This is a genomic window from Streptomyces niveus, from assembly GCF_001723055.1.
Classification (GTDB): Bacteria; Actinomycetota; Actinomycetes; order Streptomycetales; family Streptomycetaceae; genus Streptomyces; species Streptomyces niveus.
In genome coordinates this window covers 29,378-53,602 of record NZ_MDCR01000138.1, presented here as the reverse complement: position 1 = coordinate 53,602, position 24,225 = coordinate 29,378, and the positions used below count along the sequence as shown (strand labels likewise).

General features: G+C 70.0%; 22 protein-coding genes and 1 pseudogene. 9 read left to right on the top strand and 14 right to left on the bottom strand.

Features of this window, described 5'->3' with window-relative positions; all coding sequences use genetic code 11:
* Positions 1–1,083: aldehyde dehydrogenase family protein (locus BHU15_RS17660; RefSeq protein WP_069628063.1), on the bottom strand; the 1,083-nt coding region annotated here is incomplete at its 3' end.
* A 222-nt stretch (positions 1,084–1,305) separates the two neighbouring features.
* On the opposite strand from BHU15_RS17660, the gene ybiA reads away from it, so the two are divergent.
* On the top strand, positions 1,306–1,866 hold the full coding sequence (ybiA, locus tag BHU15_RS17655; RefSeq protein WP_069628072.1) for a riboflavin biosynthesis intermediates N-glycosidase: 561 nt from the start codon (positions 1,306–1,308) through the stop codon (positions 1,864–1,866).
* A gap of 30 nt (positions 1,867–1,896) precedes the next feature.
* Here the strand turns inward: ybiA and BHU15_RS17650 are convergent, their stop codons facing one another.
* On the bottom strand, positions 1,897–2,649 hold the full coding sequence (locus BHU15_RS17650) for a DUF4190 domain-containing protein (protein WP_069628062.1): 753 nt from the start codon (positions 2,647–2,649) through the stop codon (positions 1,897–1,899).
* 161 nt (positions 2,650–2,810) lie between these two features.
* On the opposite strand from BHU15_RS17650, the gene BHU15_RS17645 reads away from it, so the two are divergent.
* Both BHU15_RS17645 and BHU15_RS17640 read left to right on the top strand, forming a co-directional pair.
* A complete protein-coding gene (locus BHU15_RS17645; protein WP_069628061.1) occupies positions 2,811–3,836 on the top strand; it encodes an adenosine deaminase in 1,026 nt (341 codons plus the stop codon).
* Positions 3,833–4,558 (top strand): glycerophosphodiester phosphodiesterase, encoded by a 726-nt coding sequence (locus tag BHU15_RS17640; RefSeq protein WP_069628060.1) that lies wholly within the window; start codon positions 3,833–3,835, stop codon positions 4,556–4,558. Before BHU15_RS17645 ends, BHU15_RS17640 begins: the two co-directional genes overlap by 4 nt.
* 122 nt (positions 4,559–4,680) lie before the next feature.
* Here BHU15_RS17640 and BHU15_RS17635 read toward each other — a convergent pair whose 3' ends face one another.
* Together BHU15_RS17635 and BHU15_RS17630 are read right to left on the bottom strand one after the other, a co-directional pair.
* The gene (locus BHU15_RS17635; RefSeq protein ID WP_247748711.1) at positions 4,681–5,226 is read right to left on the bottom strand and encodes an HXXEE domain-containing protein; all 546 of its coding nucleotides are present in this window, start codon (positions 5,224–5,226) and stop codon (positions 4,681–4,683) included.
* Between the two features lie 180 nt (positions 5,227–5,406).
* A complete protein-coding gene (locus BHU15_RS17630) occupies positions 5,407–6,855 on the bottom strand; it encodes a gamma-aminobutyraldehyde dehydrogenase (RefSeq protein WP_023538334.1) in 1,449 nt (482 codons plus the stop codon).
* A gap of 176 nt (positions 6,856–7,031) precedes the next feature.
* Between BHU15_RS17630 and BHU15_RS17625 the strand changes: the two genes are divergently transcribed.
* The 5 genes from BHU15_RS17625 (at position 7,032) to BHU15_RS17605 (ending at position 12,272) form a co-directional block, all read left to right on the top strand.
* Positions 7,032–7,544: an Lrp/AsnC family transcriptional regulator gene (locus BHU15_RS17625; protein ID WP_031229364.1), complete on the top strand. Its 513-nt coding sequence runs from the start codon at positions 7,032–7,034 to the stop codon at positions 7,542–7,544.
* Positions 7,529–8,908 carry an aspartate aminotransferase family protein gene (locus tag BHU15_RS17620; protein ID WP_079128207.1) on the top strand — a complete coding sequence of 460 codons (1,380 nt, stop codon included), beginning with the start codon at positions 7,529–7,531 and terminating at the stop codon, positions 8,906–8,908. Before BHU15_RS17625 ends, BHU15_RS17620 begins: the two co-directional genes overlap by 16 nt.
* 259 nt (positions 8,909–9,167) lie before the next feature.
* On the top strand, positions 9,168–9,896 hold the full coding sequence (locus BHU15_RS17615; RefSeq protein WP_069628059.1) for an ABC transporter ATP-binding protein: 729 nt from the start codon (positions 9,168–9,170) through the stop codon (positions 9,894–9,896).
* A complete protein-coding gene (locus BHU15_RS17610) occupies positions 9,878–11,035 on the top strand; it encodes a hypothetical protein (RefSeq protein WP_069628058.1) in 1,158 nt (385 codons plus the stop codon). The genes BHU15_RS17615 and BHU15_RS17610 overlap by 19 nt, the downstream gene beginning before the upstream one ends.
* A 58-nt stretch (positions 11,036–11,093) precedes the next feature.
* On the top strand, positions 11,094–12,272 hold the full coding sequence (locus tag BHU15_RS17605) for an LOG family protein (RefSeq protein WP_079128206.1): 1,179 nt from the start codon (positions 11,094–11,096) through the stop codon (positions 12,270–12,272).
* Positions 12,273–12,302: 30 nt separating this feature from the next.
* Here BHU15_RS17605 and BHU15_RS17600 read toward each other — a convergent pair whose 3' ends face one another.
* The 9 genes from BHU15_RS17600 to rpsB all read right to left on the bottom strand — a co-directional run bounded on the left by BHU15_RS17600 (position 12,303) and on the right by rpsB (position 22,417).
* Entirely contained in the window at positions 12,303–13,370 is a 1,068-nt protein-coding gene (locus BHU15_RS17600; protein WP_171908386.1) for an ABC transporter ATP-binding protein, read from the bottom strand.
* Positions 13,370–14,983 (bottom strand): ABC transporter permease, encoded by a 1,614-nt coding sequence (locus BHU15_RS17595; protein WP_069628057.1) that lies wholly within the window; start codon positions 14,981–14,983, stop codon positions 13,370–13,372. Before BHU15_RS17595 ends, BHU15_RS17600 begins: the two co-directional genes overlap by 1 nt.
* A 143-nt stretch (positions 14,984–15,126) precedes the next feature.
* On the bottom strand, positions 15,127–16,221 hold the full coding sequence (locus tag BHU15_RS17590) for a thiamine ABC transporter substrate-binding protein (RefSeq protein ID WP_069628056.1): 1,095 nt from the start codon (positions 16,219–16,221) through the stop codon (positions 15,127–15,129).
* 257 nt (positions 16,222–16,478) lie between these two features.
* On the bottom strand, positions 16,479–17,591 hold the full coding sequence (rlmN, locus tag BHU15_RS17585; protein ID WP_069628055.1) for a dual-specificity RNA methyltransferase RlmN: 1,113 nt from the start codon (positions 17,589–17,591) through the stop codon (positions 16,479–16,481).
* A 175-nt stretch (positions 17,592–17,766) separates the two neighbouring features.
* Positions 17,767–18,837, bottom strand: a complete 1,071-nt coding sequence (locus tag BHU15_RS17580; protein ID WP_079128205.1) for a phosphatidate cytidylyltransferase — start codon at positions 18,835–18,837, stop codon at positions 17,767–17,769.
* A complete protein-coding gene (frr, locus tag BHU15_RS17575; protein ID WP_031229369.1) occupies positions 18,837–19,394 on the bottom strand; it encodes a ribosome recycling factor in 558 nt (185 codons plus the stop codon). Before frr ends, BHU15_RS17580 begins: the two co-directional genes overlap by 1 nt.
* 127 nt (positions 19,395–19,521) lie before the next feature.
* Positions 19,522–20,301 carry a UMP kinase gene (gene pyrH, locus BHU15_RS17570; RefSeq protein ID WP_023538346.1) on the bottom strand — a complete coding sequence of 260 codons (780 nt, stop codon included), beginning with the start codon at positions 20,299–20,301 and terminating at the stop codon, positions 19,522–19,524.
* 199 nt (positions 20,302–20,500) lie between these two features.
* Entirely contained in the window at positions 20,501–21,361 is an 861-nt protein-coding gene (tsf, locus tag BHU15_RS17565; protein ID WP_023538347.1) for a translation elongation factor Ts, read from the bottom strand.
* A gap of 87 nt (positions 21,362–21,448) precedes the next feature.
* The gene (rpsB, locus tag BHU15_RS17560) at positions 21,449–22,417 is read right to left on the bottom strand and encodes a 30S ribosomal protein S2 (RefSeq protein ID WP_069628053.1); all 969 of its coding nucleotides are present in this window, start codon (positions 22,415–22,417) and stop codon (positions 21,449–21,451) included.
* Positions 22,418–22,639: 222 nt separating this feature from the next.
* Here rpsB and BHU15_RS38320 point away from each other — a divergent pair.
* Positions 22,640–23,302: pseudogene (locus BHU15_RS38320) on the top strand (peptidoglycan DD-metalloendopeptidase family protein); the annotation flags it as partial.
* A gap of 292 nt (positions 23,303–23,594) precedes the next feature.
* Here the strand turns inward: BHU15_RS38320 and BHU15_RS17555 are convergent.
* Positions 23,595–24,155, bottom strand: a complete 561-nt coding sequence (locus BHU15_RS17555; protein WP_069628052.1) for a TetR/AcrR family transcriptional regulator — start codon at positions 24,153–24,155, stop codon at positions 23,595–23,597.
* Positions 24,156–24,225 lie beyond the last annotated feature (70 nt).

Here is a 24,225-nt window from a genome sequence, read left to right as displayed (position 1 = left end):
GCCGCCGGTGACGACGCGGGCGTAGCCCCGTGCCCGGTCGACGATGCCGGCGACCCGGTCGCGGTGGGCGTACGAGATCAGCGGCCCCATGTCCGTCGACGGGGCGAACGGGTCGCCGAGGCGCACCGTCTCCATCAGGGCGGCGACGGCGCTCACGAAGGCGTCGTAGAGCGGACGCTGGACGTAGGCGCGGGTGGCGGCCGTACAGTCCTGCCCCGTGTTGATGAGCGCGCCCGCGACGGCGCCCTGGACGGCCGCCTCCAGGTCGGCGTCGTCGAAGACCAGGAACGGGGCCTTGCCGCCGAGTTCCAGGTGCAGCCGCTTGACGGTGGCCGTGGCGATCTCGGCGACGCGCTTGCCCACGGCGGTGGAGCCGGTGAACGAGGTCATCACGACGTCGGGGTGGCCCACGAGGCGCTCGCCCGCGTCGGCGCCCGCGCCGTTGACGATGTTGATCACGCCGTCGGGGATGCCGGCCTCCTGCGCCGCCTGGGCGAACATCAGTGAGGTGAACGGCGTCAGTTCGGACGGCTTCAGCACGATCGTGTTGCCTGCCGCGACCGCCGGGAGGATCTTCCATGCGGCCATCTGGAGCGGATAGTTCCAGGGGGCGATGGAGCCGACCACGCCGATCGGTTCGCGGCGTACGTAGGAGGTGTGGTCGCCGCTGTACTCACCCGCCGACGCGCCTTCCAGATGACGCGCGGCGCCGGCGAAGAAGGCGGCGTTGTCGACGGTGCCCGGAACGTCGAACTCCGTGGACAGTTTGATCGGCTTCCCGCACTGGAGAGACTCCGCCGCCGCGAATTCCGCGGCCCGCTCGGCGAGTACGGCGGCGAAACGGTGCAGCGCGTCGGATCGCTCCCCCGGCGTCGCGCCCGCCCAGCCCGGGAACGCGGCGAGCGCCGCGGCCACGGCCGCGTCGACGTCGGCCGCCCCCGCCAGCTCGTACGTGAGCAGTTCGTCGCCCGTCGCCGGGTCGACCACGGCGTGCGTACGGCCCGAGGTGCCGGGACGGAGCCGGCCGTCGATGAACTGCGCACCGTCCGCGAAGCGATCCCGTGCGGGGAAGCGGTTGCCCATGGCGCCCTCCGTGTTGCCGGCTGTCGCCGCGGTTGATCCGAAGCCGGGAGTGTTGTTCTGGCTTGAATTGAGTGCCGATACTGACAGAGCACCGGGCGTCCAACAAGTGATTCCGTTGTTGCCTTTTGGTTACGCGACGGAATCGGTTGACCATGTGTCGCTGCATCGCCTGGATCGGCATACGGACTGTCAGTGGTGACTGGCAGACTCCCGTGCATGGGGATGATCACGGTTGCCGAGCTGATCGACCGTACGGGTCGTGGCGTGAAGGTCAAGTATCTGCACTTCTGGGGGCACACCCCGCGGCCGGACGGTGTCATCGGCGCGAGCTGTCTCAGCCAGTGGTGGCAGTCGCCGTTCACGGTCGACGGTGTCGAGTACGCGACGGCGGAGCACTGGATGATGGCCGCGAAGGCCCGGCTCTTCGACGACGAGGAGGCCGAGCGGAAGGCGCTGACCGCGTCAGGTCCGGCATTGGCCAAGAAGGCGGGCCGGCTGGTGCGAGGGTTCGACGAGACCGTCTGGGAGCGGGAGCGCTCCGGCATCGTCGTGGAAGGCAGCGTCCACAAGTTCCGGCAGGACAGCCGGCTGCGCGACTACCTGCTGGGCACGGGTGACCGGGTGCTCGTCGAGGCCAGCCCGATGGACCGGATATGGGGCATCGGACTGGCCGCGGACGACGAACGGGCGCAGGATCCCGCGCGCTGGCGCGGGCTCAATCTGCTGGGCTTCGCCCTCATGGAGGCGCGTGAGCGGCTCCGCGCGGAGGCGACAGGCGCCTGACGCCGCGCGCTCCGCAGGCTGTCCGCGGGTTCAGCGGTCGGCTTCCACGAGGAGCATGGCGGAGTAGCCGTCGGTGCCGCTGTCGTAGTCGAATTCGTTGTTGTCGTCGTTGTTGATGGCGTCGGTGATGCCCCAGATGAGGAGACCGATGACGACCGCGCCGACGACGATCCCGATGGTGCCCATGATGATCCCGGAGAGTGCCTGACCGCTGTTGGTGGCCTCACCCCGCTCGGCACGCTTCCTGCCGACGACGCCGAAGATCACGGCGAGGATGCCCAGGATGATGCCGACGACGCCGTACAGGCAGAAGAGACAGATCGAGAGAATGCCGAGCGTCATCGCGGCGACGCCCATGCCGTTCGCCGGGCCGGGCTGCCAGCCGGTCTGCCCGTATCCCGGGTAGCCGGGGTAGCCCGGGTATCCGGGATAGGACGCGCCGGGGTACGAGGACGCGGCCGGCGTGCCGGGATACGAGGATCCCGTCGGCGTGCCGGGATAGCCGTACGGACCGGAAGTGGTCGAGGCCGGTCCCCCGGGGGCTATCGGCGGTGGCGGTACGGCTCCGGAGGCCGGCCCGGCACCGGCGGAGCCCGGCTCCGGCTGCCCCACGCCGGGCATGGCCGTGACGGTCGACTGGTCGTGGACGGGCCAGGCGGGCGGCTGGTCCTGGACGGGCCCCGGCGGCTGCGCCGGCTTGTCCAACGGCACCCTGCGCTCCGGCGGCGCCCAGGGATCGTTCGGCTCGTGGGCGCTCGGCGGCTGCGCGCTGCTGTCTGACATGGTCCTCCCCCATCGTGATTCCGTCATGCTAAGGCCTCTGCCGAACGCGTTCTCCGCCCCGCCTACGATGGCCCCTGTCCGATAAAGCCCTGGGCAGGGGGACGTCCTGCCCGGCGGACGGCGACACCCTTTACGCCGCCGCTCAGCACGCGGAGGACCCGATGACCGACCTTCATCCCTTCATCGCAGGGCTGCCCAAGGCCGAGCTGCATGTCCATCACGTCGGCTCGGCCTCGCCCCGTATCGTGTCCGAGCTGGCCGCCAGGCACCCCAGCTCCAAGGTGCCGACCGACCCCGAAGCGCTGGCCGACTACTTCGACTTCACCGATTTCGCGCACTTCATCGACGTCTACCTCTCCGTCGTGGATCTGCTGCGCACCCCGGAGGACGTCCGACTGCTCACGTTCGAGATCGCCCGCGACATGGCCCGGCAGAACATCCGCTACGCCGAGCTGACGATCACCCCCTTCAGCTCGACCCGGCGCGGCATCCCCGAGGACGCCTTCATGGAGGCGATCGAGGACGCCCGTAAGTCGGCCGAGGCCGAGTTCGGGGTCGTACTGCGCTGGTGCTTCGACATCCCGGGCGAGGCCGGGATGGAGGCCGCGGACGAGACCTTGCGGCTCGCCGTGGATCTCCGGCCGGAGGGACTGGTGTCGTTCGGTCTCGGTGGGCCGGAGATCGGCGTACCGCGGCCGCAGTTCAAGCCGCACTTCGAACGGGCCGTCGCGGAAGGGCTGCATTCGGTGCCGCACGCGGGCGAGACGACCGGGCCCGGCACGGTGTGGGACGCGCTGAAGGAGCTGCGCGCCGAACGGATCGGGCACGGCATCAGCTCCGCCCAGGACGCGGAGTTGATGGCGTACCTCGCCGAGAACCGCATCCCCCTGGAGGTCTGCCCCACCTCCAACATCGCCACGCGGGCGGTCACCGACATCGAGCTGCACCCGATCAGGACGCTCGTGTCCGCGGGTGTGCTCGTGACGGTCAACAGCGACGACCCGCCGATGTTCGGGACCGATCTCAACAACGAGTACGCGGTGGCGGCGCGGCTGCTGGAGTTGGACGAGCGGGGGGTGGCGGGGCTCGCCAAGGGCGCCGTCGAGGCCTCGTTCCTCGACCAGGCGGGCAAGGACCGGCTGAACAACGAGATCGACACGTACACGGCTCAGTGGCTCGCCAAGTGACGGCCCTACGGGGCGCAGTCGTGGCCGTGGGGCACCGGGGCGATCCGTACCGCGTTCGCGAGAACACCCTTCCGTCGGTGCGCTCCGCCGTGGAACGGGGCGCCGACGCCGTGGAGATCGACGTACGCGTCACCCGTGACGGGGTGCCCGTCCTGCTTCACGACTCCTCGTTGGGTCGGCTGTGGGGGCACGACCGACAGGTCGCGAAGGTCACCCACGACGAGTTGAACACCTTGACGGGGGGCGGCGTGCCGACCCTCCGGGAGGTGCTGCTGGCGCCGGGGCCGGTGGCGGACACGCGCCTCATGGTCGATCTGCCGGACGCCGCGACGGAGACGGTGCGCACGGTGGTCGCGACGGTGCGCGAATGCGGCGCGGCGGATCGCGTGTACTACTGCGCGGGCGCCGACGCGATGCTCGCCGTACGCGCCTGCGATCCGAACGCCGAAATCGCCATGACGTGGCAGTCGTTGGCCCCGCCGCGCCCCTCGCTGCTCGAAGCGGTACGGCCCCGCTGGCTCAACTACCGCTTCGGTCTGGTGAGTCGGGAGCTGACGGAGCGGGTCCACCGGGACGGTCTGCTGGTCTCCGCCTGGACGGCCGACACCGCGCGGAGCATGCGGCGGCTGGTCGGTGCGGGGGTGGACTCGATCACCACCAACCGCATCGACGTGCTGGCGACTCTGCTCCGCGACGACCGGCCGGGCGAGCCGCAGGCGTAGGGAAGGCCATACGGAGCGGGGCCGTACAGGGCGGGGCGAGTCGGCCACGACGGGACCGGCCCTCCGGCGCCGCCGCAAGGCCCGGGGGCCCGCCCCCCAACTGCCATGTACGGTGCCGGAGTTCAGCGGCTTCCGACGACCCTGCGCGCGACCGCGTGGGAGACGGTGGTGGCGCCCGCGGCCACGGCCAGCCCCATCGCGACGTCGCGCGCCCGCGCCGGCTTCAGCACCCCCGCCTTCCGCAACCGCCCCCGCGCCCACAGCGTGAACGGCACGACGACGAGCGGCGACGTGACGGACCCGGGGGTGTATCCACGTACGGCGGCGGCCTGGGCGAGATGCACCAGGCCGTGCAGTCCGAACCCGTCCAGCGCGCCCTGGTAGAAGCCGGACCGGCCCCCCGTACGGTGCCCCGCGACGGCGGCGCAGCCGACGAACGTGGCCATCACCCCGACGGCCACGGCGAACTCTCGCGGCTCGACGACTTCCATGGCATCCCACACCGGCTCCGGTACACCGGGGAACCGCTCACGCAGGGTCGGCAGATTCTCGCTGATCCAGCGGGGTCCGGTGGCCAGCTCCTCGGCATCGTGCAGCGCCCAGGCCACCAGCAGCCCCAGAGTCACGGCAGGGCCCACCCGGTCGCCACGTACCCCCATGTCCGTCATGGCTCCGACCCTCTCAGACGCGCACCACGACGGACGGGGCGGGGCACGGACACCTGGCGTGTCCGTGCCCCGCCCTGGGGAGAGCAACTCAGGCGGCATAGTCGCGAGTTGGCGAGCCCATCGCACAGCCGCGACGCCAACGACGCGACTCGCCCGAGCGGCCGGCGCGCCCGCCGTACCTCACGCGTCGAGCGACGTCATCACGTGCTTGATACGCGTGTAGTCGTCGAAGCCGTACGCGGACAGATCCTTGCCGTAGCCCGACTTCTTGAAGCCGCCGTGCGGCATCTCGGCCACCAGCGGGATGTGCGTGTTGATCCACACGCAGCCGAAGTCCAGGTTCTTGGACATGCGCATCGCACGCCCGTGGTCCTTCGTCCACACCGAGGAGGCGAGCGCGAACTCGACCCCGTTCGCGTACTCCAGCGCCTGCGCCTCGTCCGTGAACGACTGCACCGTGATGACGGGCCCGAACACCTCGTTCTGGATGATCTCGTCGTCCTGCTTGAGACCCGAGACGACGGTCGGCGCGTAGAAGTACCCCTTGTCGCCGACCCGGTGACCACCCGCCTCGACCTTGGCGTGGGCCGGCAGCCGCTCGATGAAGCCCGAGACGTGCTTCAGCTGGTTGGCGTTGTTCAGCGGCCCGTACAGCACGTCCTCGTCGTCCGGACCACCGGTCTTGGTGTCGGCGGCGGCCTTGGCCAGCTCGGCCACGAACTCGTCGTGGATCGACTCGTGCACCAGGACGCGGCACGCCGCCGTACAGTCCTGCCCCGCGTTGAAGAAACCCGCCACCGAGATGTCCTCGACGGCCTTGGCGATCGCCTCGCTGTCGAGATCCTCGAAGACCACGACGGGCGCCTTGCCCCCCAGCTCCAGGTGGACGCGCTTGACGTCCTTGGAGGCGGACTCGGCGACCTGCATTCCGGCCCGCACGGAGCCCGTGATCGAGACCATCGCCGGCGTCGCGTGCTCCACCATGGCGCGCCCGCTGTCGCGGTCGCCGCAGATGACGTTGAAGACGCCCTTGGGTGCGATCGCGCCGATGATCTCCGCCATCAGCACCGTGGAGGCGGGGGTCGTGTCCGACGGCTTCAGTACGACGGTGTTGCCCGCCGCGAGCGCCGGGGCGAACTTCCACACGGCCATCATCATCGGGTAGTTCCACGGCGCGACCTGCGCGCAGACGCCCACCGGTTCACGCCGCACGATGGAGGTGAATCCGTCCATGTACTCGCCGGCCGACCGGCCTTCGAGCATGCGCGCCGCACCGGCGAAGAACCGGATCTGATCCACCATCGGCGGGATCTCTTCGGTGCGGGTCAGCTCCAGCGGCTTGCCGGTGTTCTCCGACTCGGCGGCGATCAGGTCCTCGGCACGCTCCTCGAACGCGTCCGCGATCTTGAGCATCACCTTCTGACGCTCGGCCGGCGTGGTGTCGCGCCAGGCGGGGAACGCCGCGGCGGCGGCCTCCATGGCGGCGTCGACGTCGGCCTGGCCGGACAGCGGGGACGTGGCGTAGGCCTCGCCCGTGGCCGGGTTGACCACCTCGATGGTCCGCCCGTCGGCGGCGTCCTGGAACTCCCCGTTGATGTAGTTACGCAGACGGCGCAGCTCGGTGGTCACTGCCACCCCTCCTTACAGAAGTCATGCCGGATGTGTCCGATGGGTGAGACACCCACCCTAAGCGTTCAGCCGACGCTTTCGACAGACCTACCCTCTCTCAACTTCGGATTCAGTCAAATTCCGACCCGCTCACAACGAATTTCATCGCTTCAGGGTTGCGAGACAGACGAGTCACGGTGCACAGTGAGGCGGTGGCCAGTCGCAGCGCAGACCCCAGGAACGGGCACGGGAACGGATCGTCACCGACGATCGACGCCGTGTCCCTCGCGATCATCGAACAGCTTCAGGAGGATGGCCGGCGCCCCTACGCCGCGATCGGCAAGGCCGTCGGCCTCTCCGAGGCGGCCGTGCGCCAGCGCGTCCAGAAGCTGCTCGACCAGGGGGTCATGCAGATCGTGGCCGTGACCGACCCGCTGACCGTCGGTTTCCGGCGCCAGGCGATGGTCGGCATCAACGTCGAGGGCGACCTCGACTCCGTGGCCGAGGCGCTGACGGAAATGGCCGAGTGCGAGTACGTGGTGATGACCGCGGGCTCCTTCGACCTGATGGTGGAGGTCGTCTGCGAGGACGACGACCACCTGCTGGACGTCATCAACAAACGGATCCGCGCGCTCCCCGGCGTGCGCTCCACCGAGAGCTTCGTCTACCTCAAGTTGAAGAAGCAGACCTACATGTGGGGAACCCGATAGCCGTGAGCAAGGACCTCTCCAAAACCGCTTACGACCACCTGTGGATGCATTTCACCCGCATGTCGTCGTACGAGAACGCACCCGTGCCCACCATCGTGCGTGGTGAGGGCACCTACATCTACGACGACCAGGGCAAGCGTTACCTGGACGGCCTCTCCGGCCTGTTCGTGGTCAACGCGGGCCACGGGCGCCACGAGTTGGCCGAGACCGCCTACAAGCAGGCTCAGGAACTCGCCTTCTTCCCCGTGTGGTCCTACGCCCACCCGAAGGCAGTCGAACTGGCCGAGCGGCTGGCGCACTACGCGCCCGGGGACCTCAACAAGGTCTTCTTCACCACCGGCGGCGGCGAGGCCGTCGAGACCGCGTGGAAGCTCGCCAAGCAGTACTTCAAGCTGACGGGCAAGCCCGGCAAGTACAAGGTCATCTCACGCGCCGTCGCCTACCACGGCACGCCGCAGGGGGCACTGTCCATCACCGGACTGCCGGCGCTGAAGGCCCCGTTCGAGCCGCTGGTCCCCGGCGCGCACAAGGTGCCGAACACGAACATCTACCGCGCCCCGCTCCACGGCGACGACCCGGAGGCCTTCGGCCGCTGGGCCGCCGACCAGATCGAGCAGCAGATCCTCTTCGAGGGCCCGGACACGGTCGCCGCCGTCTTCCTGGAGCCCGTACAGAACGCGGGCGGCTGTTTCCCGCCTCCGCCCGGCTACTTCCAGCGGGTGCGTGAGATCTGCGACCAGTACGACGTGCTGCTCGTCTCGGACGAGGTCATCTGCGCCTTCGGCCGGCTGGGCACGATGTTCGGCTGCGACAAGTTCGGCTACGTACCGGACATGATCACCTGCGCCAAGGGCATGACGTCGGGCTACTCGCCGATCGGCGCCTGCATCATCTCCGACCGCCTCGCCGCGCCCTTCTACGAAGGCAACAACACCTTCCTGCACGGCTACACCTTCGGGGGCCACCCCGTCTCGGCCGCCGTGGGTCTCACCAACCTCGACATCTTCGAGCGCGAGGGCCTCAACCAGCACGTGCTGGACAACGAGGACGCCTTCTTCTCGACCCTGCGCAAGCTCCACGACCTGCCGATAGTGGGCGACGTACGGGGCAACGGCTTCTTCTACGGCATCGAACTGGTCAAGGACAAGGCCACCAAGGAGTCGTTCACGGACGAGGAGACGGAGCGCGTCCTGTACGGCTTCCTCTCCAAGGCTCTGTACGAGAACGGCCTCTACTGCCGCGCCGACGACCGCGGCGACCCGGTCGTACAGCTGGCGCCGCCGCTGATCTCCGACCAGTCGACGTTCGACGAGATCGAGCAGATCCTGCGCACCGTCCTGACGGAGGCCTGGACGAAGCTCTGACCACCGCGGCGTACGGGGCGGCGGACAGCGGCGTACGGGGCCGTACGCCGCCCCCGTAGCCCCGCCGCGTACGTCATCCGCATGACGGCCCGGATGCCCCCGTTCGAGTGCAAAGGGAGCATCCGGGCCGCGTGCTGTCCGACCACCTCGTTATAGATCCTTACGGTGCAGTGGCCGATCGGCTTCGCTCTTGTTCCCCCCGGACGGGGCGCGGTACGTCAGCGCAGAACCGAGCCCGATCCGAACCGAGGTGTACGCCATGGTTGCCCCGCCGGACAACGACGTGCTCTGGGCGCGTTCCCTGCACCACTCCCACAACGGCTCGCCCGCCCTCAGTGGCGTCTCGCTCGGTGTGCGCGAGGGCGAGATCCTCGCCGTCAGCGGCGCGCGGGGCAGCGGCAAGACGACCCTGCTGCGCTGTCTCGCGGGTCAGCTCGTCCCGGAAAAGGGCGAGGTCTGGTTCAACAGCACCGCCGTGCACACGATGCCCCCTGCGCTGCGTGAACGGCTCCGACGCGACCGTTTCGGGTGGATCGACTCCGATCCGGTCCTGGTCCCGGAACTCAACGCCTGGGAGAACGCCGCCCTGCCGCTGCTCCTGCGCGGCTCCTCCCGCCGTGCGGCGAAGGCCGCGGCCGTGGAGTGGCTGGAGCGGCTCGACATCGGTATGTGCGCCCGCAAGCGTCCGCACGCCCTGCTCCAGTCGCAACGCCAGCGTGTCGCCGTGGCCCGCGCCCTGGTCAGCACGCCGGCCGTGCTCTTCGCCGACGAGCCGACGGCGCCGTTGTACGCCGCGGACCGCGCCCAGGTCCTGCGCACGATGACGACCGCCGCTCGCTCGCACCGCATCACCGTCGTACTCGCCACGCTTGACGACGAAGTCGCGACGCTCGCCGACCGCACCGTCGTACTGGTCGACGGCCGTCGTGTGGGCGCCCTGCGGCCGTCCGAGGCGGAGGGCCAGGCAGCGTGCTCGCTCTCCGTCTAGCCCGCGGCAGTCATTCCCTGGTCCTGCTGCGCAGGCTGCTCGTCGCCGCGGCGTCGGCGGGCGTCGGCTTCCTCCTGCTGTGCACGCTGGGCTGGGCCATGAACCATCCCGAGGGATCACTGCTGCGCCTGCTGTGGTGCCTGCTGCCGCTCGCCGCCACGGTGCAGTTCGCGGTAGCGGTGGCCCGTACGGACCCGAGCACCCGGCCCCGTCCCGGCCTCTCGGCGGTCGGCCTCGGCCCGGCACAACTCACCGCCCTGGCCGCCGCGTCGACCACTGTGTCCTGCACGCTCGGCAGTGTGGTGGCGCTGTTGTTCTTCTTTCATCTGCGCGGTGACCTCACGGGGCTGCCCTTCGACGGCGCCGCGTCCGATCTCCTCGGCGCCGGACAGCCGTTGCCGCTGGCCGCCGTCCTCACGCTGCTCGCCGTCGTGCCGGTCCTCGCCACCGTGGCCACCGGACTCGCCCTGCGTCCGCGCAAGACGGGGCCCGGCGAGCAGAGCGATCCCGAGCGCCCCGCGACGCCCAAGCCCGCCCCGTCGGGGCTGCCTTGGGGCGTGGCGCTCACCGCGGCCGGGCTCGCCGTGGAGACCTACGCGAGCCGGGGCGGCTCGGGCGCGCCGCTGCCGCTGCCGGGACGTTTCGAGGGCAGCCCCGCGGGTGTCCTGGCCGGCTGGTCGCTGACGGCGCTCGGCCTGGCCCTGGCGGGCCCCGGTATCGCCCATCTCTGCGGCCGGCTGCTCCAGATGCTGCGCCCCGGCGCCACCCGGCTGCTCGCGGGGCGCGTCCTGATGGACGAGGCGGTGCGGATCGGCCGCCCGCTGGGCGTGGTCTGCGCGGTGATCTCCGGCGGATTCGCCGCCGCCGCGCTGTACGGCCCAGGTGACCCGCGTCCGTTCGGACCGCTCACCGGCCTCGGGGCCACGCTCGTCGTGGGCTGCACCGTCGCGACGCTGCTGACGGCGGTGCTGGAGGCCAAGCACGCCCGTACCGACACAACGGCGGCGCTCGTACGCGTCGGCGCCCCCACGGGGCTCCTGCGCACCGCTGCCGCGCTGCGGGCCGGCGCACTGCTCGCCGTTTTCGGACCGCTGACGTGGGCGATCGCGGCCCTGGCCGCCGTACCGCTCGCCGGCTGAGCCGTCCGCCTTCCCGGACTCCCGTTCCCCTCCCGTACGCGGGGCCTATCGTGTCCGCATGGCGTACGGCGAGGGACACGACGGACATGAAGCACAACAAGCGGCGGCGCGGGGCCCCCAGGGGCCTTGGGAGCACCGGGCGGACGGCCTGGACCGCGAGATCGAGACCCTCGACGAGTTCGACCAGGTGATCCTGGGCGGGACGCTCAGCGGCTTCCGGGTCCAGTCGGTCGACCTGACGGGCCGTACGCTCGCTCTGCTGTCCACCGACACCTCCGAAACCGTCTTCCTCGGCTGCCCGATGGCACCGGACGCCGCGGCGAAGATACGGGCGGACGGGGCCCTGGTCTTCCCTCCCGTCCCGCACCTCCCCTTCGACCCGTACCGGGGCCTGCTCTACACGCCCGAGCAGCTCTTCGAAGGGCTGGACGAGGGCGGGTACGAGGTGACGCCGGACGCCCTCGCCTACGACTGGTTCCAGCGAACCCAGGCCGACGGCGACATACTCAGCTCGATGCTGAGGTCGGTCCACGACGACGCGATCTCGGACGCTCTGGACGAACTCCTCGTCGGCGCACAGGTCGTCGGCGTCATGGGCGGCCACGCCATGGCACGTGGCACCCACGCCTACGCGGGGGCGGCTCGCCTCGGCCGCGATCTGGCCCGTACGGGGCTGACAGTCGCGACGGGCGGCGGCCCGGGCGCCATGGAGGCCGCCAACCTCGGCGCGTACGCCGCCCCGCACCCCGACGAGATGCTGGACGAGGCCCTCGAAATCCTCGCCAAGACACCGTCGTTCAGCCCCTCGATCTCCGACTGGGCGCGCGCCGCCTTCGAGGTACGGGGCCGCTGGCCCGGGGGCGCCAGGTCGGTCGGAATCCCCACGTGGTTCTACGGCCACGAACCGCCGAACGCGTTCGCCGGACACATCGCCAAGTACTTCGCCAACGCCACCCGCGAGGACGGCCTGCTCGCCCGCTGCAACGCCGGCGTCGTCTTCCTGCCCGGCGCCGCGGGCACCGTCCAGGAAGTCTTCGACAACGCGACGCCGAACTACTACGAGTCGCGCGGCGAACCGACGCCCATGGTCCTGGTCGACCGCGAGCACTGGACGCGGAAGCTGCCCGCCTGGCCGCTGCTCACGGCGCTGGCGCGCGAGCGCTCGATGGAATCCCGGATCGCCCTCGTCGACTCGGTGGCCGAGGCTCCGGAAGCCCTGGCCCGGCTCTCGGGCTGACCTGTAGGGCGCGGGGCGGGCGACGTCCCGTCAGTCCGCCCCGTTGCCGCCTGTTGGAGCCGCGGCCTCTTCGGTTTCGGCCAGGACCACCACGTCCTCGGCCGCGAAGGAGATCCCGACCGTCGCGCCCTCGTCGGGGACGTCGCGGAGTGCGCATTCCGCTTCCACCTCGGGACCGTCGGTGGGGCGCAGCAGGACGGCGACGTGGCTGCCGCGGAACGTGCGCGCCCCGACGGTGCACCGCAGCCCGTCCTCAGGGGCGCCGAGCCGTACCCCCGCAGGACGCACCAGCAACGTACGCGGTCCCTGGGGCGAGTCGGCGGGCACCGGAACCTTGCCCCAGGGCGTATCGGCGACGTCGCCGCGCACGGTGGCCGGCACGACGTTGTCGAAGCCCAGGAAGCGCGCCACGAACGCGGAGGCCGGGCGCTGCCAGACCTCCACCGGTGTGCCGGTCTGGGCGACGCGTCCGTCACGCATCACCACGACCCGGTCGGCGAGTGCGAAGGCTTCGCCCTGGTCGTGGGTGACGGCGAGCACCGTCGTACCCAACTGCGCGAACACGCCGCGCAGTTCCACGACCAGGCGCTCGCGCAGACTCCGGTCCAGCTGGCCGAGTGGTTCGTCGAGCATGAGCAACCGGGGCCGGGGGGCGAGCGCCCGGGCCAGTGCCACACGCTGCTGCTCGCCGCCGGACAGCGCGGCGACGGCACGGCGTTCGGCACCTGGCAGGCCGACGAGGTCGAGCAACTCGGTGACACGTCGCCGCTGTTCGCCTCGCGACTCACCGCGGATGCGCAGGCCGAAGGCGACGTTGCCACCGACGTCACGCTGCGGAAAGAGCTGATGATCCTGGAACATCAGTCCGACCCCGCGCCGGTGCACCGGTATCCCCGCCTGGTCGGCGTCCTCCAGCAACACCCGCCCCGAGTCGGGCGGTTGCAGGCCGGCGACGACGCGCAGCAAGGTGGACTTGCCGCTGCCGCTCGGCCCCAGGACACAGACGATCTCGTGCTCGGCGATCCGCAGATCCACCGCGTCGAGCGCCGCCCGCCGCCCGAATCGTACGGTCACGTCCTCAAGAGTGAGCAGGGCCATCAGAACTCTCCGGAACGGTCGGTACGGATACGTTCGAGCACCAGCAGCGATACGGCGCACACCACCATCAGCACCGTGCTCAGTGCCATCGCCTGCCCGTAGTTGAGGTCACCCGGGCGCCCCAGCAACCGTGCGACGGCCACCGGCAGCGTCGGCCGGTCCGGCCTCGCGATGAAGACCGTGGCACCGAACTCGCCGAGCGAGACGGCGAAGGCGAATCCGGCGGCCACCAGCACCGCTCGCCGCACCATCGGCAGATCCACCTCCCGCCACGCACGCAACGGCGAGGCCCCGAGAACAGCGGCTGCCTCACGCAGCCGCCCGTCGACGGCGCGCAGTACGGGAAGCATGATCCGTACGACGAACGGAACCCCCACCAACGCCTGGGCGAGCGGCACCAGGATCCATGACGCCCGCAGGTCCAGCGGCGGCTCGTCCAACGTGATCAGGAACCCGAAGCCGACGGTCACCGCCGAGACGCCCAGCGGGAGCATCAGCAGGGCGTCGAAGCCTCGTACGAGGCGCCCCGCCCGGCGGGTGAGCGCCGCAGCCGCCAGCCCGCCCACGACCAGGGCGATGACCGTCGCCGTCAGGGCGTAGCGCAGGGAGTTCCAGACCGCTTCCAGCGGCGGTACGAGGAACGTGCCGCCGCTCGCCTCCACCGAACGGAGCGCCCGGTAGTAGTCGAAGCCGTAACCGGCGGGACCGTCGAGCGATCGCTCGATCAGCACCCCGAGGGGCAGCAGAATCAGCAGAACAACGGTGCCGAGCACGCCGACGAGCAGCGTCCACTGACCCGCTCCGCGCGGTCGGCGCACCGTCTGCGCGGGGTCGACCAGTTTCAGAGCGGTCTCCCGCCTCCGTACGGTCCAGGCGTGTAGCGCCAGGATCGCGCCGACGGCGCCGAATTGCACCATCGTCAGAACGGCTGCGGTGGGCAGGTCGAGCAGTTGCGCGGTCTGCCGGTAGATCTCCACCTCCAGGGTGGAGTAGGCCGGACCACCGAGGATCTGCACGATGCCGAAGGAGGTGAAGGTGAACAGGAAGACCATCAACGCCGCGGCGGCGACGGCGGGGCCGAGGGCGGGCAGAGTGACCCGCCACCACGCCGCGAACCGCCCGGCGCCGAGCACCCGGGCGGCCTCCTCCTGGCGTGGGTCGAGCTGGGCCCAGAGCCCACCCACGGTGCGGACGACCACCGCGTAGTTGAAAAAGACATGCGCGAGGAGGATCGCCCACACCGTCGTGTCCGCCCGCACGCCCCACAGTTCGTCGAGCAGCCCGCCCCGCCCGAGCAGCGCGAGGAACGCCGTGCCGACGACGACGGTGGGCAGGACGAACGGCACCGTCACGACCGCGCGCAGGAGCTGTTTGCCCGGGAACTCGAAGCGTGCGAAGACATACGCGCCGGGCAGCGCGATCAACAGTGTGAGGGCGGTGGAGACCGCGGCCTGCCATGTCGTGAACCACAGCACCTGTCCGATGTCGGGCCGGCTCAGCACGTCGCCGAACCTGCCCCAGTGCCAGGAGCCGCCCGCCTTCAGCCCGCGGCCGACGATCGCGGCGACGGGGTAGGCGAAGAAGATCGCGAAGAAGGCGACGGGCACGGCCATGAGGCAGAGCCGTACGGCGCTCGCCCGACGCCGTACGACGCGCGCCGCACATCCCGGTCCCCCGCCCCGTCCCTCGGCGACCGGACCGGCGCCGGCCGCTCCCGTACGCGTGGACGTCTCGCTCTTCCGGGCGCCCTCAGTGCCTACTTGACGACGAGTGAGGACCACGACTGGATCCACTCGTCACGGTTCTTGGCTATCTTCTCCGGCGCCACGGTCTCCGGGTTGTCCACGACGGCGCCGTGGTCGGTGAAGAGCGCGGGCAGCTTCGCGCCGTCGACGACCGGATTGACGAACATGTTGAGCGGCATGTCCTCCTGGAAGGTCTTGCTCACCAGGAAGTCAAGCAGGGCCTTGCCGCCCGCCTCGTTCTTCGCCCCCTGGAGCAGGCCGGCGAACTCGATCTGCCGGAAGCAGGTGCCCGCGGCGACGCCGGTCGGCGCCTCTTTGGGCTGCGGGTCGGCGTACAGGACCTCGACGGGCGGACTCGAGGCGTACGAGACGACGAGCGGACGCTCCGCCTTCGCCTTCTTGCCGCCCGCGGAGCCGGAGAACTCCTCGTTGTAAGCCTGCTCCCAGCTGTCCACGACCTGGACGCCGTTGGCCTTGAGCTGCTTCCAGTAGTCCTGCCAGCCGTCGTCCCCGTACGCGGCGACGGTGCCGAGCAGGAAACCGAGACCCGGCGAGGACTGCTCGGCGTTCTCGACGACGAGGAGGTCCTTGTAGGCGGGCTTCGCCAGGTCGGCGAAGGACTCCGGCGGGGCCAGCTTCTTGTCTGTGAAGTACTTCTTGTCGTAGTTGACGCAGATGTCGCCGGTGTCGACGGGGGTGACGCGGTGCTCGGCGTCGTCGAGCCGTACGTCGGCGCGGATCTGGTCGAGGCCCTTGGCCTCGTACGGCGTGAACAGGTCGTTGTCGAGGGCGCGGGAGAGCAGGGTGTTGTCGACGCCGAAGAAGACGTCGCCCTGTGGCGAACCCTTGGTGAGGATCTCCTTGTTGAGCGCGGCGCCGGCTTCGCCGCTCTTGAGCACCTTGACGGTGTAGCCCGTCTGCTTGGTGAACTCCTTCAGCACGGAGCCCGAGGCGGCGAACGAGTCGTGGGCGACGAGCGTCACGCTCTTCGATTCGGCCCCGTCCGACGCCGCGGAGTCCTGCGACCCACCGCCGCACGCCGCGAGCGTGGAGACTCCGAGGGCGGCGGCGACGGCGCCGACCGCCAATTTCTTCGTGGTACGCACTGAATTCCTCCTGGGATGTCCAGGAGAAGACGCGGCCCTGCCCCGCACCGGCGGACCGGAGCAGGGCAGGGCGCAACAGCTTGAGTGATGACCGAACTTCCTACCCAGAATGACCTGGGCAAGGTTCAGAGGGTCTGCGACCGTGAGGCTCTTCTCAAGCCTCTGCCGCACTCTCAGCGCTGTGGCGCTCCCCTGTCGGAATATGTAATTCGTTCGAACTCAGCGTACATGGGCCCCGTCGGGGCCCTTCGCCGCGCTCAGCGCTCCGTCGCCGCCAGTTGACCGCACGCCCCGTCGATCTCCTGGCCTCGGGTGTCGCGCACCGTCACCGGCACTCCGTGGGACGCGACCGCCTCGACGAAGGCCTTCTCGTCCTCGGGCCGGGAGGCCGTCCACTTGGAGCCGGGCGTCGGGTTGAGCGGGATCAGATTGACGTGCACCCGCTTGCCCTTGAGCAGCCGGCCCAGCAGATCGCCCCGCCACGCCTGGTCGTTGATGTCGCGGATCATGGCGTACTCGATGGAGATCCGGCGGCCCGACTTCTCCGCGTACTCCCAGGCGGCGTCCAGCACCTCTCGCACCTTCCAACGGGTGTTGACCGGCACGAGGGTGTCGCGCAATTCGTCGTCGGGCGCGTGCAGCGACACGGCGAGGCGGCACTTGAAGCCCTCGTCGGCGAATCGCAGCATCGCGGGCACCAGGCCCACCGTCGAGACGGTGATGCCACGCTGCGAGAGGCCGAGACCGTCGGGTTCGGGGTCGGTCAGCCGGCGGATCGCCCCGACGACGCGCCGGTAGTTGGCGAGCGGTTCGCCCATGCCCATGAAGACGATGTTGGACAGCCGGGCGGGGCCGCCGGGGACCTCGCCGTCGCGCAGCGCGCGCATGCCGTCCACGATCTGGTGCACGATCTCGGCCGTGGACAGGTTGCGGTCGAGACCGGCCTGCCCCGTGGCACAGAACGGGCAGTTCATGCCGCAGCCCGCCTGCGAGGAGATGCACATGGTGACCCGGTCCGGGTACCGCATCAGGACGGACTCGACGAGCGTGCCGTCATGGAGCCGCCACAGCGTCTTACGGGTGGTGTCGTCGTCGCAGGAGATGTGGCGCACCACGGACATCAGGTCGGGCAGCAGCCCCGTGGCGAGCTTCTCGCGCGCCCCGGCCGGGATGTCCGTCCACTGCGCGGGGTCGTGCGCGTATCGCGCGAAGTAGTGCTGCGACAGCTGCTTGGCGCGAAACGCCTTCTCGCCCAGTGCCGCGACGGCCTCGCGGCGTTCCTCTGGTGTGAGGTCGGCAAGGTGCCTCGGCGGCTTCTTGGCGCCACGGGGCGCGACAAACGTGAGCTCTCCGGGATTGGGCGGTGCCATGAGCTGTTTTCTCCTCGGTACGACGAGGCCGGTGTTCCCCGCCGGCTGCGGGAAGGACATGGGCACACTGCCGGTGCCAGGAGACCTCATGTGACGGGCCCCGCGACCGCGGAGCGCAGTAAGGCCCGCCGTACGGGACGGCGGGCCTTACCAGGGTAACCGGTACGGATACGGCTCAGCCCGAGCCGACGAACACCACCAGCAGCAGCCACACCACCGGGGCCGTCGGCAGGAGCGAGTCGAGGCGGTCCATGATGCCGCCGTGACCGGGCAGCAGCGTGCCCATGTCCTTGATCCCGAGATCCCGCTTGATCATCGACTCGCCCAGGTCGCCGAGAGTGGCACTGGCCGCCACGGCGAGACCGAGCAGCAGACCCTGCCACCAGGTGCCGTCGTCGATGAGGAACTGCATGCACAGCGCGCCCGCGACCATGGCGAATCCCACGGCGCCGAACAGGCCCTCGCGGGTCTTGCCGGGGCTGATGCGCGGCGCCAGCTTGTGGCTGCCGAAGCGCCAGCCGATCGCGTACGCACCGGTGTCGCTGACGATGGTCAGCACCAGGAAGGTGAGCACGCGCTGCGCGCCGTCGTCCGCCGTGAGCATCATCGCGACGAACGTCGCCAGGAAGGGCACGTAGAACGTCGCGAAGACGCCCGCCGTCACGTCCTTGAGATAGCCCTCCGGCCGCTCCGTCATGCGCCAGGCGAGCACGGCGAGCGCGGTGAGCGCGGTGGCGACCCAGGCGCCTTCCGCGCCCCGTACGTACCCGGCGACGACCATCGCGGCGCCACCGACGGCGAGCGGGACGAGCGGCGCCTTGATGCCCTTCTTCTCGTCCAGCCGGGAGGTCAACTCCCAGAGCCCGACGACGACCGCGACCACTATCACGCCGATGAAGACGGCCTTCACGATGAAGAGGGACGCCACGATCACCGCGCCGAGCCCCACACCGACCCCTATGGCCGCACGGAGGTCGCGGCCTGCCCGCTTCTTCGGCGGAGGTGGCGGAGGGGCGGACATGGGCTCCTGCGGCGTTTCGTCACGGAACAGGGGGCCGCCCGGCCGAGCAGCCCCCCGGTCGTCATCCTGGGCCCCGCCGCTCGCGGGTACGTCGGGCACGATGGGCATGGGCCGAGTCTGCTGTGCGTCAAGCTCATCGTATGCGGGACCCGCCGGGGCAGCCCCCTGGTCAGGCGGTCCCCAGTAGCCGGCGGTCGGCGGGGCCCCCCAGGAAGAGTCGTTCATCAGACCTCGAGCAGCTCGGCTTCCTTGTGCTTGAGCAGCTCGTCGACCTGGGCGACGTACTTCGCCGTGGTGTCGTCGAGCTCTTTCTCGGCGCGGCGGCCCTCGTCCTCGCCGACCTCGCCGTCCTTGATCAACTTGTCGATCGTCTCCTTGGCCTTGCGGCGCACGGAGCGGATCGAGATCTTCGAGTCCTCCGCCTTGGTCTTGGCGACCTTGATGAACTCCTTGCGGCGGTCCTGCGTGAGCTCGGGGAACACCACGCGGATGATGTTTCCGTCGTTGCTCGGGTTCACTCCGAGGTCGGAGTCGCGGATGGCCTGCTCGATGTTGCGCAGCGCGCTCTTGTCGAACGGGGTCACCACGGCCATGCGCGGCTCGGGCACCGAGAACGAGGCCAACTGGTTGATCGGGGTCAGGGCACCGTAGTAGTCCGCCACGATCTTGTTGAACATCGCCGGGTGCGCACGACCGGTGCGGATCGCGGCGAAGTCGTCCTTGGCGACCAGGACGGCCTTCTCCATCTTCTCCTCTGCTTCGAGGAGGGTCTCTTCGATCACCACTTGCTCCTGCGTGTCTTGAGTGGGCCCGGTGCTAACAGGGCCGGCGGAACCTGCGTCGCGTCTTCTTCCTGCACGGTGTCCGACCGGCAGGGCTTTGTCCATCCCCGTGCGGGGCAGCCCGAGTTCAGGCCCGGGTGCCCTGGTCGCTCACGAGCGTGCCGATCTTCTCACCCTTGACGGCGCGCGCGATATTGCCCTCCGTGAGGAGTTCGAAGACCAGGATCGGCAGCGCGTTGTCGCGGCAGAGAGTGACGGCGGTGGCGTCGGCGACCTTGAGGTTGCGGGTGATCACCTCGCCGTACTCCAGCGCGTCGAACTTCACCGCGTCGGGGTTGGTCTTGGGGTCGGAGTCGTAGACCCCGTCCACACCGTTCTTGCCCATCAGCAGCGCTTCGGCGTCGATCTCCAGAGCGCGCTGGGCGGCGGTGGTGTCGGTGGAGAAGTACGGCATCCCCATGCCGGCGCCGAAGATGACGACGCGGCCCTTCTCCAGGTGCCGTACGGCGCGCAGCGGGATGTACGGCTCGGCGACCTGCCCCATCGTGATGGCCGTCTGGACGCGGGAGTCGATGCCCTCCTTCTCCAGGAAGTCCTGGAGTGCCAGGCAGTTCATGACCGTACCGAGCATGCCCATGTAGTCGGAGCGGGCCCGGTCCATGCCGCGCTGCTGCAGTTCGGCGCCGCGGAAGAAGTTGCCTCCGCCGATGACGATGGCGATCTGCGCCCCGTCCCGTACGACGGCGGCGATCTCGCGGGCGATGGCGTGTACGACGTCGGGGTCGACGCCGAGCCCTCCCCCGCCGGCGAACGCCTCACCGGACAGTTTCAGCATGAAGCGCCCGGCCTTCTTGCCAGGGTCGCCGTTGTCGTCGGTGGACTGGGTGGCGTCCGCGCCCTTGTTCATGGGGATCTCCTCGTGCACATACGAAGAAGGCCATTGCCGGTGGGGTCTGTGTCCCTAGCGGCAATGGCCTCCTCGTCAGATCTGCGGCCGTCCGGCGCGTGTTCGGCAGGCGGCTGCAGTAGACCCTAGCCGGGTCCACCGTCGATCGCGTACGACTGCGCTGTCCCGGGTGCTCGGTCCCGGGGCGTTGTCCGGAACGTCAGGCGCCGACGCGGATGCGCGCGAAGCGCTTCAGCGTGACACCGGCCTCGTCCAGGACCTTCTTGACGGACTTCTTGTTGTCCTTCGCGAACGGCTGGTCGAGGAGGGTGACCTCCTTGAAGAAGCCGTTGACACGACCCTCGACGATCTTGGGCAGCGCGGCCTCGGGCTTGCCCTCCTCGCGAGAGGTGGCCTCGGCGACGCGGCGCTCGTTCTCGACGACGTCGGCCGGGACGTCCTCACGGGTGAGGTACTTCGGCGCGAAGGCGGCGATGTGCTGCGCGACGTCCTTGGCGACCGCGGCGGCCGTGGCGTCGTCGGCGCTGCCCTTCTCCAGCTCGACCAGGACACCGACCTGCGGCGGGAGGTCGGGCATGGTGCGGTGCATGTACGTGCCGACGAAGCTGCCGTCGCCCTGGAACTGCGCGAAGCGGTCCAGGACGATCTTCTCACCGAGGTTGGCGTTGGCCTCGTCGACGAATGCCTGGACGGTCTTGCCGGGCTCGATCTCCGAGGCACGCAGCACGTCGATGTCGGCGGGGCTGGTCGACGCCACGTGCGCGGCGAGCGCGTTGGCGGCGGCCAGGAACTTGTCGCCCTTGGCGACGAAGTCCGTCTCGCACTTCAGCTCCAGCAGAACACCGGAGGTGTTGTCGTCGGAGACGAGGGAGACGACAGCGCCGTTCTCCGCGCTGCGGCTCTCGCGCTTGGCGACGCCCTTCTGGCCCTTGACGCGAAGTACCTCGACGGCCTTGTCGACATCGCCGTCGGCCTCGACCAAGGCCTTCTTGCAGTCCATCATGCCGGCGCCGGTGAGCTCACGGAGCTTCTTGACGTCAGCGGCGGTGTAGTTCGCCATGTCTCTAAGTCTCTCTAGGAAGTCGAAGATCTACGGGTTGACGGCGGGGGCCCGTGGCCCCCGCCGTCAGCAACCGAACCTTTGAGGTCAGGCCTTGTCGGCGTCCGCGGCCGGAGCCTCGGCGGCCGGAGCCTCAGCGACCTCGGCAGCGGGGGCCTCGGCCGGAGCGGCGGCCTCGTCGGCCTGCTCGGCGTCGGCGACCTTCGCCGTCTCGGCGGAGGTCTGGACGTCGGCAGGCGCCTCGGCGGCGTCCGCGGGCTTCTCGGCGTCGCTCTTCTTGTCGCCTTCGAGGAGGTCACGCTCCCACTCGGCGAGAGGTTCGCCGACGGCCTTCTCGCCCGGCTTGGAGTCGCCGGTCGCGGCGCCGGAGCGGGCGATGAGGCCCTCGGCGACGGCGTCGGCGATCACGCGGGTGAGCAGGGTGACGGAGCGGATCGCGTCGTCGTTGCCCGGGATCTTGTAGTCGACCTCGTCGGGGTCGCAGTTGGTGTCGAGGATCGCGACGACCGGGATGTGGAGCTTGCGCGCCTCACCGACGGCGATGTGCTCCTTCTTGGTGTCGACGATCCAGACGGCGCTGGGCACCTTCTGCATCTCGCGGATACCACCGAGGGTCTTCTCCAGCTTGGCCTTCTCGCGCGAGAGAACCAGGAGCTCCTTCTTGGTGAGGCCGGAGGCGGCCACGTCCTCGAAGTCGATCTGCTCAAGCTCCTTGAGACGCTGGAGACGCTTGTAGACGGTGGAGAAGTTGGTGAGCATGCCGCCCAGCCAGCGCTGGTTGACATACGGCATGCCAACGCGCGTCGCCTGCTCGGCGATGGCCTCCTGGGCCTGCTTCTTCGTACCCACGAACATGATGGAGCCGCCGTGGGCGACGGTCTCCTTGACGAACTCGTAGGCGCGGTCGATGTACGACAGCGACTGGAGCAGGTCGATGATGTAGATGCCGTTGCGCTCCGTGAAGATGAAGCGCTTCATCTTCGGGTTCCAGCGACGGGTCTGGTGACCGAAGTGGACGCCGCTTTCCAGCAGCTCCCGCATCGTGACGACGGCCATGGCCGTACTCCTTGAGGTACTCGGTTGTCGTGTCCGCCGGACGGCGGACGCGCCTGACGCCCCGGAACGCTTTGCCACGAGGGACCGAGAAGCGCGAACACCGGCGAAGAGGCCGGTGGCGGGGCGTGCGAAGTCGATCCGGTGACCCGGATCGCCACAGGAAGTGTACGGGACCCGCACAGTGCCCGGCGACGGAGTGCGGGGGTGACGGAGTTATACACAATGGGCCGGTTATCCACAGGATCCGAGCATGATCCACATGAATTCGCGAACTGCGGCAGCGTGAACGACATGATCACTGTCCACGAACTGCACATTCACACCTCCGCCCGACCGGTCCGCCGTGGCCGGCGGGGGATCCTTTCTCTGTGCCTCTCCGCCGGCGTCGCCGCGCTCGCGGGGGTGGTGGCCGCCGTTCTGTTCGGCCCATCGTCCGAAGCGCGCGCCAGCGGCCACGAGGAGGCGAGCGCGGGCGCCGACACATCCGCGGACGCGTCCGCGGCCACTCCGGGCGGCGACACCGGCGCCGCGGCCGATCCCGCCACGGACGCCGCGACCCACACCGGTGTGAGCGGCGACCGGGCCTGGCCTGTCGGGCCACGACCGGTCCTCCTACGAGCGTGGGACCCGCCCGCATCGCCGTACGGCCCCGGCCACCGGGGCGTCGACCTCGCCGCGCCCCCGGGCACGCTCGTCCGCGCGGCGGCTCCCGGCCGCGTGTCCTTCACCGGCATGGTGGCGGGCCGCGGCGTCCTGTCGATCACGCTGACCGGCACCGGGCAGCCACCCCTGCGGACCACCTACGAACCGGTGACCGCGGTCGTCGCCGAGGGGGACGAGGTGACGGCGGGCCAGGTCGTGGCCGTCCTGGGGCCGGGACCGTTCCACTGCGCGGGCGGATGTCTGCACTGGGGTCTGCTGCGGGGCGAGACCTATCTCGACCCGTTGTCCCTGCTGCCCGACGACCTGCTCGACCGCGGCCCGGCCCGTCTGCTGCCGGTGTTCGGGGTCCCCGAGCCGGCCGCCGCGCATGCGCCGCCCGGATCCCCGTCGCCCTTGCCGCCGGACGACGTGGTGATCATGACCGAGGAGACCGCCGCCACGGCGGGGGACGCTCTGCACGCCGCGGCCCTGCTCGCGGCTGCCGCGTGGGTGCGCCGGCGCAGTCGTACGGGGGTCAGTTACCGCGTACGCCTGTCAGCACCATGGACACCGCCGCCTCGGCGATCACCACGGGGTCCTCGGCCGCGCCCAACTCGATCCGCCGCACGGCGGCGTCCACGACGCCCTGAAGCAGCATCGCGGCCAGCCGCGGCTGCTCGTGGCCCAGTTCCGAAAGGGCGTCGACGATCATCGCGATGAGCCCGCCGTGCGCCGCGCGGATCTTCTCGCGGGCACCCGCGTCGAGTTCGCTCGCGGAGATGGCGACCACCGCACGGTGACGGCGGTCGCCCACCAGGCTCAACTGCCTGCGTACATACGCTTCGATCTTGGTCTCGGCGGTCGTCGCCTCCGCCATGGCGAACTCGATCTCGGCTGCCCAGACAGGGAAGTCGACGGCGCAGAGCTCTTCGACGACGGCCGCACGCGAGCGGAAGTACTCGTAGACCGACGACCTGGCGAGCCCCGTGCGCTCGGCGAGGGCGGGGAAGGTCAGCGCCTCCGTGCCGCCTTCGGACAGGAGGGAGCGTGCGGCGTCCAGCAGGGCGCCTCGCTGCATGGTCCGGTGCTCGGCCACGGAGGCCGCTCGAATCCTGGGCACGAGCCCACTGTACGGCGGAGACCGCTCGCGCAGGGGGGCAGTGACG

What these genes read in the sequence shown, in the direction of transcription:
- BHU15_RS17580 (WP_079128205.1), bottom strand. Translation starts at nt 18,837, where the DNA reads ATGAACGACTCTTCCTGGGGGGCCCCGCCGACCGCCGGCTACTGGGGA.
- tsf (WP_023538347.1), bottom strand. Translation starts at nt 21,361, where the DNA reads ATGGCGAACTACACCGCCGCTGACGTCAAGAAGCTCCGTGAGCTCACC.
- rlmN (WP_069628055.1), bottom strand. Translation starts at nt 17,591, where the DNA reads ATGGCACCGCCCAATCCCGGAGAGCTCACGTTTGTCGCGCCCCGTGGC.
- BHU15_RS17650 (WP_069628062.1), bottom strand. Translation starts at nt 2,649, where the DNA reads ATGTCAGACAGCAGCGCGCAGCCGCCGAGCGCCCACGAGCCGAACGAT.
- BHU15_RS17605 (WP_079128206.1), top strand. Translation starts at nt 11,094, where the DNA reads ATGGCGTACGGCGAGGGACACGACGGACATGAAGCACAACAAGCGGCG.
- pyrH (WP_023538346.1), bottom strand. Translation starts at nt 20,301, where the DNA reads ATGAACAAGGGCGCGGACGCCACCCAGTCCACCGACGACAACGGCGAC.
- BHU15_RS17615 (WP_069628059.1), top strand. Translation starts at nt 9,168, where the DNA reads ATGGTTGCCCCGCCGGACAACGACGTGCTCTGGGCGCGTTCCCTGCAC.
- BHU15_RS17635 (WP_247748711.1), bottom strand. Translation starts at nt 5,226, where the DNA reads ATGACGGACATGGGGGTACGTGGCGACCGGGTGGGCCCTGCCGTGACT.
- ybiA (WP_069628072.1), top strand. Translation starts at nt 1,306, where the DNA reads ATGATCACGGTTGCCGAGCTGATCGACCGTACGGGTCGTGGCGTGAAG.
- BHU15_RS17595 (WP_069628057.1), bottom strand. Translation starts at nt 14,983, where the DNA reads ATGGCCGTGCCCGTCGCCTTCTTCGCGATCTTCTTCGCCTACCCCGTC.
- rpsB (WP_069628053.1), bottom strand. Translation starts at nt 22,417, where the DNA reads ATGGCCGTCGTCACGATGCGGGAGCTGCTGGAAAGCGGCGTCCACTTC.
- BHU15_RS17645 (WP_069628061.1), top strand. Translation starts at nt 2,811, where the DNA reads ATGACCGACCTTCATCCCTTCATCGCAGGGCTGCCCAAGGCCGAGCTG.
- BHU15_RS17600 (WP_171908386.1), bottom strand. Translation starts at nt 13,370, where the DNA reads ATGGCCCTGCTCACTCTTGAGGACGTGACCGTACGATTCGGGCGGCGG.